The organism is Sphingosinicella sp. (assembly GCF_052387495.1).
Taxonomy (GTDB): domain Bacteria; phylum Pseudomonadota; class Alphaproteobacteria; order Sphingomonadales; family Sphingomonadaceae; genus Allosphingosinicella.
On the sequence record NZ_JBQTJC010000036.1, the window covers coordinates 1 to 7,316 of the forward strand.

The following is a 7,316-nucleotide window of genomic DNA, read 5'->3' on the forward strand; positions in this document are numbered from 1 at the left end:
CCGGGGGAGGATTTTAGGTGAACCGGCTCGCGATCTTCGATTGCGACGGGACTCTGGTCGATAGCCAGCACAATATCTGCGCGGCGATGGCGGAATGCTTCGCCGCGGCGGGGCTCGAGCGGCCGGACGATGCGCGGACGCGGCGCGTGGTGGGGCTGAGCCTGATCGAGGCGATGCGCTCGATGCTGCCGGAGGCCGCGCCCGAGCGGCATGTCGCGCTGGCGGAGGAGTATAAGCTGGCCTTCCAGGCGATGCGGGCGCGGGGGCTGGACGAGGAGCCGCTTTACGAGGGCATGGCCGAGCTGGTCGAGGCGCTCGATGCCGAGGGCTGGCTGCTCGGCGTCGCGACCGGCAAATCGGACCGGGGGCTCGCGCTCTGCCTCGAACATCACGGGCTTCGGGCGCGCTTCGTCAGCCTGCAGACCGCCGACCGCCACCCTTCCAAGCCGCACCCGTCGATGATCGAGGCGGCGATGGCCGAGGCGGGGGCGGCGCCGCACAGCACTTTGATGATCGGCGACACCAGCTTCGACATGGCGATGGCGCGGGCCGCTGGGGTGACCGCGATCGGGGTCGGCTGGGGCTATCACGACGCGGAGGATTTAAGACGCGCCGGGGCGCACCATATCGTCGAGACCCCGCAAGAGATTCTCGAGCTGACGAAGGCCCTGGTATGAACGAACCCCAAGATGTCGCCATGTGGCGCAACCGCTTCATCATGATCCAGCTCGCGCGGATCGGGGGCACCGTGGTCGCCTTGCTCGGCGTGCTGCTGTGGCAGAGCGACGTGCTCGTCGAGGGCGGCCATATCCTTGGCTTCCCGCTCGCATTGGTTGGGCTGGCGGCGAGCTTCTGGGCGCCGCTCTGGCTGGCGCGGCGCTGGCGCACGCCGCCCGGCCCGTGAGGCGATTCTACAAGGCGGCGACAGCGACCGGGGACGGGCGCATCCTGCTCGACGGTAAGCCGGTGAGGACGCCTTCGCGCGCCGATCTCGCCGCGCCGACGCCGGAACTGGCCGCGGCGATCGCGGCGGAATGGGACGCGCAGGGCGAGACGATCGACCCGCGTACGATGCCGATGACCGGCCTCGCCAACGCCGCGATCGACCGGATCGCGCCCGACACGGACGCTTATGCGCGCGGGCTTGCGGTGTTCGGCGAGAGCGACCTGCTCTGCTACCGCGCCGAGGGGCCGGCGAAGCTGGCGGCGCGGCAGGCGGAGCGCTGGGACCCGATCCTCGCCTGGGCGCGGCGGCGCTACGACGTGGATTTCGTCATCGCCCCCGGAATCGTCCACCGCCGCCAGCCGCGCGACACGGTCGACCAGCTCACCCAGGCCGTGCTCGCCCGCGACGCCTTCGCGCTCGCCGGGCTGTCGCCTTTGGTGACGGTGGGCGGCTCGCTGATCGTCGCGCTGGCGCTGGCCGAGGGGGCGATCGACCTCGACACCGCCTGGGAGGCGGCGATGCTCGACGAGCTCTGGCAGATCGAGCAATGGGGCGATGACGAGGAAGCCGTCCGCGCCTTGGCCGCGCGGCGCCACGATTTCGAGGCGGGCTACCGCTTCCTGACCCTGCTCTAGACGTCGGTCGGCGCGTCCTTCGGCGCGGCGGTGCGGCCGGGGAGGATCCAGGCGAGGATCAGCCCGGCCGCGACCAGCATCAGCCCGTCGGCGACGAAGATGTAGACGAAGTGCGGCCAATCGTGATGGTAATAGATCGGCTCGCTCAAGTGCGTGTAGGCGACCCCGGCGAGACCGAGGATGATCGCCAGCCGGGCGCGCGAGGCGAAATCCGTCACCCGATCGTCGATGCCCCGCAAAGCGAGGCCGATGAACAGCGCGATCAGGAAGTTGAAGCCGAGCCCGGTGACGAGCGTCGCCGTGTCCACCGCCGCGAAGCCGCGCGTGTTGTAGTGGATCGTCGCGATCGGGCCCTGGCCGTACATCACCGTCTGGGCGGCGGAGCCTTCGGCATAGGGCACGAAATAGGTGCCCGTGTGCGGCAGGTTGGCGGCGAGGCTCTGCTGAACCGCGGCGGCCTGGGCATCGCTGAGATCGCCGACGCCGAGATCGAGCAGGCCGAGCGGGCCGTAGAAGATGAAGCCGATGAAGAACATGGCGAGCGCCGCGGCGGCCGCGCCGATGACGATCCGGACCATGATGTGTCTCCCTGTCTGTTTGGCGGGAGATTAGACCAGGGTAACGGCGGTGGGAACGGGCTTCAGACCAGCTCGCGGACGAAATCGTGGAGGAAGACGCGGCGCGTCGCCTTGAGCCGCTCGGCCTTGAGGATGTTGTGGACCAGCTCGCGGCACTTCTCGGCGTCGTTGTTGATCAGCACGTAGTCGTATTCGGCCCAGTGGCTGATCTCGGCGGCGGCGCGTTCCATGCGGCGGCGGATGACCTCGACGCTGTCGGTGGCGCGGTTGCGCAGCCGCCGCTCCAGCTCGGCCATCGAGGGCGGCAGGATGAAGACGCGGACGATGTCCGGATCGACCTGCTTGAGCTGCTGCGTGCCCTGCCAGTCGATGTCGAGGAGGACGTCGCGGCCGCCCTCGATCACCTTCATCACCTCGGCCTTGAGCGTGCCGTAGCGGTGGCCGAAGACATGGGCCCATTCGAGGAATTCGTGGTTCGCGACCATCTCGTCGAAGCGCGCGTCGTCGACGAAATGATAGTCCTCGCCGTCGGTCTCGCCGTCGCGGATCGGGCGGGTGGTGGCGGAAACCGACATGGCGACGCCGTCGTCCGAGGCCATCAGCATCCGCGCGATCGTGGATTTGCCGGCGCCCGAGGGGCTCGAAAGGACGTAGAGGAGGCCCCGGCGCTGGAAGGCGGCTGCGATTTCCATGGGGGCTAGTGGCGGAGGGGGTGGGCGTGCGTCAAGGGGAGACGCGGGCGAAATCCGCGCTAGAGTGAGACGATGGGGCGGATGGTCGCGTTGCTGAGGGCGGTGAATGTCGGCGGGCGCAAGCTGCCGATGGCGGAGCTACGCGAGCTTTGCGGCGAGCTGGGGTGGCGAGAGGTCGCGACTTATATCCAGAGCGGCAATGTCGTCTTTTCCGCCGACGGGAAACCGGACGCGCTGGAGGCGGCGCTCGAAGATGCGATTCGGGAGGGTTATGGCTATGACGCGCCGGTGGTCGTTCGCGCTGCCGCACAATGGCGGCGTTGCGCGCCGGCCAACCCCTTCCCCGACGCCGCGCGCGAGACGCCGAACTATCTGCTGATGCTGGTTTCCAAGCGCCCGCCCGCCGACGGCGCGGTCGCGACGATCCAGGCGAAGGCGGCGGCTGGCGAGCAGGTGAAGCGCGCCGGCGACGCGATCTGGATATATTTCCCGAACGGCTCGGGCACGTCCAAGCTCACCCCCGCCCTGATCGACAAGGCGATCGGCTCGCCCGCGACCAGCCGCAATTACCGCACCGTCGCGAAGCTCGAGGAGATGCTTTCCGCATGACCCAGGCCCCTCTCATCCCCCGCAAATATTGGCTGATCGCCTTCGCGCTGGTCGGCGCGATGGCGGCGATCCTGCTCTGGATGGGGCGCTCCCCGATCTGCGAATGCGGGACGGTGAAGCTCTGGGTCGGCACGGTGCACGGGCCAGACAACAGCCAGCACCTCGCCGACTGGTACACGCCGAGCCACATCATCCACGGCTTCCTCTTCTACCTGCTCGGCTGGGTCTTCTTGAGGCGCAACCCGCCCGGAGACCGGCTGATCGGCGCGGTGGTGATCGAGGCGGCGTGGGAGATATTGGAGAACAGCCCGATCATCATCGACCGCTATCGCGAGGCAACGATCGCGCTCGGCTATAGCGGCGACAGCGTGATCAACTCGGCCGCGGACGTATTGTGGATGATCCTCGGCTTCGGCATCGCGCGGCGGCTGCCGGTGTGGGCGACGGTTGCGCTGGCGCTGGCCTTCGAGCTTCTCACCCTCATCGTGATCCGCGACAATCTGACCTTGAACGTGCTGATGCTGGTCGCCCCGATCGACGCGATCCGAATCTGGCAGGGCGGCGCCTAGGCGCGTCGGGGCCGCGACACGACGCGCATCAGCGCTTCGAGCGGTCCGCGCGCGAAGCGGCGGCGCCACAAGGTCGCGAGGAGGATGCAAGCCGCGTAGAAGAGGGCGCTGTACGCTAGCGCCCAGGCGAGGCTGAGCGGTTCGTCGAAGCCGAACGCGAGGGGCAGCCACGCCCCGACCGTGCCGTGGAAGATGTAGATGGTGAGGGCGAGCTGCCCGGCATGGACGAAGGGCCGCAGCCAACGCCGTTCGCCCCAGCGAGCCGCGACGGCGAGGCAAAGCGCGATCACCGCCAGCGCCCAGCCGAGACCGACCAGGAGGAAGAGTGGCATAGGCGGATAGGGATCGCTGCCGAACAGGTCCGCCGCCGCCTCGACCGTAGCGCGCGGTGCAACTTCGAAGCCGAGCTTCAGCAGGCCGAGATCGAGCAGGCCCTTGGCAAGCGCCTCGGCGAGCGCGACCAGGACGAGGCCGGCGATCAGCCAGCGCCGCCTCAGGCGCGGATCGGCGAGATCGGCGCGGCCGAGGATCATGCCGACGAGCAGGAAGGCGAGCCAGGGCGCGACCGGATGATAGCCCTGGAAGAACAGGTCGATCGCAATCTGGTCCGGCCAGAGCGAGTCGGTCGTGTCCCAGAACGGAATCCCGAACTGAGCGGGCAGGATGAAATAGAGCAAAGGGAAAACGAGCGTCAGCGCCGCGGCGAGCAGCGCCAGCCAGCGCTCGCGGGCGGCGAGCAGGAAGGCGGCGGCGAGCAGGTAGACGCCGTAGAAATGGAGGATGTCGAACCGCCAGACCTCGCGGAAGGCGAGGCCGGCGACGAACAGGAACAGCGCGCGGCGCAGCACCATCATGCGGTCGGCGCGAAGCGCGGCCGGATCGCCCGCCTGCCGCGCCCGGCGGGTCAGCAGCGAGAGGCCGATGCCGGCGAGGACGACGAACAGGGCCGCCGCGCGGCCGTCGATCTGCTCGGCGGCGCGAAGCAGCCATTCCGGCGCCTCCTCCTCGGTGAAGACGGCGCGGAAATTGACCGTGATCATCCCGAAGATCGCGACCGCGCGGGCGAGATCGATGCCGGCGAGGCGCGGGGGCGAGGTGACGGCGGTCATGGCCGCCGCTCCCCGCGACGCCGCCCGCGGCCGATCGGATCGGCGGCGAGGCCGATATCGCTGTCGGAATAGCGCTCGGCATTGCCCCGCCCCCGCCCGGCCGGGTCGGCCAAACGCCCCCGGTCGCTGTCGGTGACCGGGGCGCCCGCGCCGCCGCGCCCGCAGCCGGGGCGATCGGCATTGGCGCCGCCGTCGCTGTCGGTGAAGCCGCTGCGCTCGCCGCTGCGGCCGTTGCTGCGAGGGTCGGCATTGGCGCCGTCGTCGCAGTCGGTAAGCCCGCTCGGCGCCGCCCGGCACCCGGTTACGAGCGCGGCGGCACCGAGCGCGAGGCCGCCCGTGACGCGCGCCAGAAAGGATCGTCGCGCCGGACGGCGCGGGCTCCGCTTATCGATCGGATTGTCCCCCCGGACGCGTGATTAAAGGCTGCCGGAACGACCGGCAAGCGCCCCTATCGCCCGAGCATCTGCTCCGGCTTCACCACCCGGTCGAACGTGGCCTCGTCGACCAGGCCGAGCTCGATCCCGGCTTCCTTGAGGGTCAGCCCCTTCTTGTGGGCGTGCTTGGCGATGTTGGCAGCATTGTCGTAGCCGATTTCGGGCGCGAGCGCGGTGACCAGCATCAGCGACTTGTTCATGAGATCGGCGATGCGCGTCTCGTCCGGCTCCATGCCGGCGAGGCAGCGCTCGGTGAAGCTCTCCATGCCGTCCGACAGGAGGTTGATCGAGCGGATCACGTTCGCGCCGATCAGCGGCTTGAACACGTTCAATTCCATATGGCCCTGCAGGCCGCCGATCGTCACCGCGACATGATTGCCCATCACCTGGGCGGCGACCATGGTCAGCGCCTCGCACTGGGTCGGATTGACCTTGCCCGGCATGATCGAGCTGCCGGGCTCGTTCTCGGGCAGCTTGAGCTCGCCGAGCCCGCAGCGTGGGCCCGAGCCGAGCAGGCGGATGTCGTTGGCGATCTTGGTCAGGCTGACCGCGATCACATTGAGGACGCCGGAGAGCTCGACCAGAGTGTCGTGCGCGGCGAGCGCCTCGAACTTGTTGGGCGCGGTCTCGAACGGCAATTGGGTGAGCTGGGCGATGGCGGCGGCGAAATTCTCGCCAAAGCCCCTCGGCGCGTTGAGGCCGGTGCCGACCGCGGTGCCGCCCTGAGCGAGCTGGTGGAGCCGCGGCAGCACCGCCTCGACCCGGGCGATGCCGGATTCGATCTGGAAGGCATAGCCCGAGAATTCCTGGCCGAGCGTCAGCGGCGTCGCGTCCTGCAAATGGGTGCGGCCGATCTTGACGATCCGGTCCCAGGCCGCCGCCTGCTCCTGCAGCTTGCGGTGGATGATGCCGAGCGCCGGCAACAGCCGCTTGTGCACCGAGCGCGCCGCGGCGACGTGCATCGCGGTCGGGAAGCTGTCGTTGGACGATTGGCCCTTGTTGACATGATCGTTGGGATGAACCGGCTCCTTGCCGCCCCGAGTCCCAGCCAAAATTTCGTTGGCGCGGCCGGCGATCACTTCGTTGGCGTTCATGTTCGACTGGGTGCCGGAGCCGGTCTGCCAGATGACGAGCGGAAACTGATCGTCATGGACGCCCGCCGCGACCTCGCCCGCCGCCTGCTGGATCGCCTCGGCGAGCTTGGCGTCGAGCCCGCCCTCGCGTGCGTTCACCCGCGCCGCCGCCTGCTTCACGAAGCCCAATGCATGGATGATCTCGATCGGCATCTGCTCGCGATGGCCGAACGGGAAATTCTCGATCGAGCGCTGGGTCTGCGCGCCCCAATAGGCGTCGGCCGGGACCTCGATGCCGCCGAAGCTGTCCGTCTCGGTGCGGGTGGTGGTGATCGAGCTCATTTCGCCCCCTTGCGTCGCCCCGACGATGGCCGGGGTCTCAAGACAATTAGGTCTCGACCTGTCTCATCGAGATCCCGGCCTGCGCCGGGATGACGCTATAGCGTCACTTCTTCCGTTTGAAATCGACCGAGACGACGTTGGAGCCGTCCTCGATCGGCGCCGCGGCCGGCTCGTCATTCTCGGGCGCGTCGAAATTGTCGATGCCGTCGTCATCCTGTGCCTGGAACTGAAGCTGGAAATTGACTTCCGGGTCGTGAAAGCCGGTGATCGCGGAGAAGGGGATGGTGAGCTTGGCCGGCGCCTGGTTGAAGCTCAGGCCGACCTCGAAC

Annotated in this window: 10 protein-coding genes; 5 read left to right on the forward strand and 5 right to left on the reverse strand. The window is 68.7% G+C overall.

Translation table 11 applies throughout. The annotated features are described in order from the left end of the window. The first annotated feature begins 17 nt into the window (after positions 1-17). Genes ACT4N8_RS02290 through ACT4N8_RS02300 form a run of 3 tightly spaced genes read left to right on the forward strand, consistent with a single transcriptional unit; the run spans position 18 to position 1,581 of the window. The gene (locus ACT4N8_RS02290) at positions 18-677 is read left to right on the forward strand and encodes an HAD-IA family hydrolase (RefSeq protein ID WP_444856520.1); all 660 of its coding nucleotides are present in this window, start codon (positions 18-20) and stop codon (positions 675-677) included. Continuing rightward, positions 674-904 carry a hypothetical protein gene (locus ACT4N8_RS02295; RefSeq protein WP_444856521.1) on the forward strand — a complete coding sequence of 77 codons (231 nt, stop codon included), beginning with the start codon at positions 674-676 and terminating at the stop codon, positions 902-904. The genes ACT4N8_RS02290 and ACT4N8_RS02295 overlap by 4 nt, the downstream gene beginning before the upstream one ends. Further along, positions 901-1,581, forward strand: coding sequence for an ATP12 family chaperone protein (locus tag ACT4N8_RS02300; RefSeq protein WP_444856522.1), 681 nt, complete (start codon positions 901-903; stop codon positions 1,579-1,581). Before ACT4N8_RS02295 ends, ACT4N8_RS02300 begins: the two co-directional genes overlap by 4 nt. On the opposite strand, the gene ACT4N8_RS02305 is transcribed toward ACT4N8_RS02300, so the two are convergent. Together ACT4N8_RS02305 and gmk are read right to left on the reverse strand one after the other, a co-directional pair. Next, a complete protein-coding gene (locus ACT4N8_RS02305) occupies positions 1,578-2,159 on the reverse strand; it encodes a hypothetical protein (RefSeq protein ID WP_444856523.1) in 582 nt (193 codons plus the stop codon). The genes ACT4N8_RS02300 and ACT4N8_RS02305 overlap by 4 nt on opposite strands. Positions 2,160-2,221: 62 nt before the next feature. After that, a complete protein-coding gene (gmk, locus tag ACT4N8_RS02310; protein ID WP_444856524.1) occupies positions 2,222-2,851 on the reverse strand; it encodes a guanylate kinase in 630 nt (209 codons plus the stop codon). A 72-nt stretch (positions 2,852-2,923) separates the two neighbouring features. Here gmk and ACT4N8_RS02315 point away from each other — a divergent pair, with 72 nt between their 5' ends. Beyond that, a complete protein-coding gene (locus tag ACT4N8_RS02315) occupies positions 2,924-3,460 on the forward strand; it encodes a DUF1697 domain-containing protein (RefSeq protein ID WP_444856525.1) in 537 nt (178 codons plus the stop codon). Next, entirely contained in the window at positions 3,457-4,029 is a 573-nt protein-coding gene (locus tag ACT4N8_RS02320; RefSeq protein WP_444856526.1) for a DUF2585 domain-containing protein, read from the forward strand. The genes ACT4N8_RS02315 and ACT4N8_RS02320 overlap by 4 nt, the downstream gene beginning before the upstream one ends. Here ACT4N8_RS02320 and ACT4N8_RS02325 read toward each other — a convergent pair. The 3 genes from ACT4N8_RS02325 to ACT4N8_RS02335 all read right to left on the reverse strand — a co-directional run. After that, positions 4,026-5,138 carry a DUF418 domain-containing protein gene (locus tag ACT4N8_RS02325; protein ID WP_444856527.1) on the reverse strand — a complete coding sequence of 371 codons (1,113 nt, stop codon included), beginning with the start codon at positions 5,136-5,138 and terminating at the stop codon, positions 4,026-4,028. The two genes, ACT4N8_RS02320 and ACT4N8_RS02325, sit on opposite strands and share 4 nt — an antisense overlap. Before the next feature lie 448 nt (positions 5,139-5,586). Next, on the reverse strand, positions 5,587-6,978 hold the full coding sequence (gene fumC, locus ACT4N8_RS02330; protein ID WP_444856529.1) for a class II fumarate hydratase: 1,392 nt from the start codon (positions 6,976-6,978) through the stop codon (positions 5,587-5,589). Positions 6,979-7,090: 112 nt separating this feature from the next. Beyond that, positions 7,091-7,316, reverse strand: a 226-nt coding sequence (locus ACT4N8_RS02335; protein WP_444856528.1) for a ClpXP protease specificity-enhancing factor SspB, incomplete at its 5' end; no start/stop codon positions are given.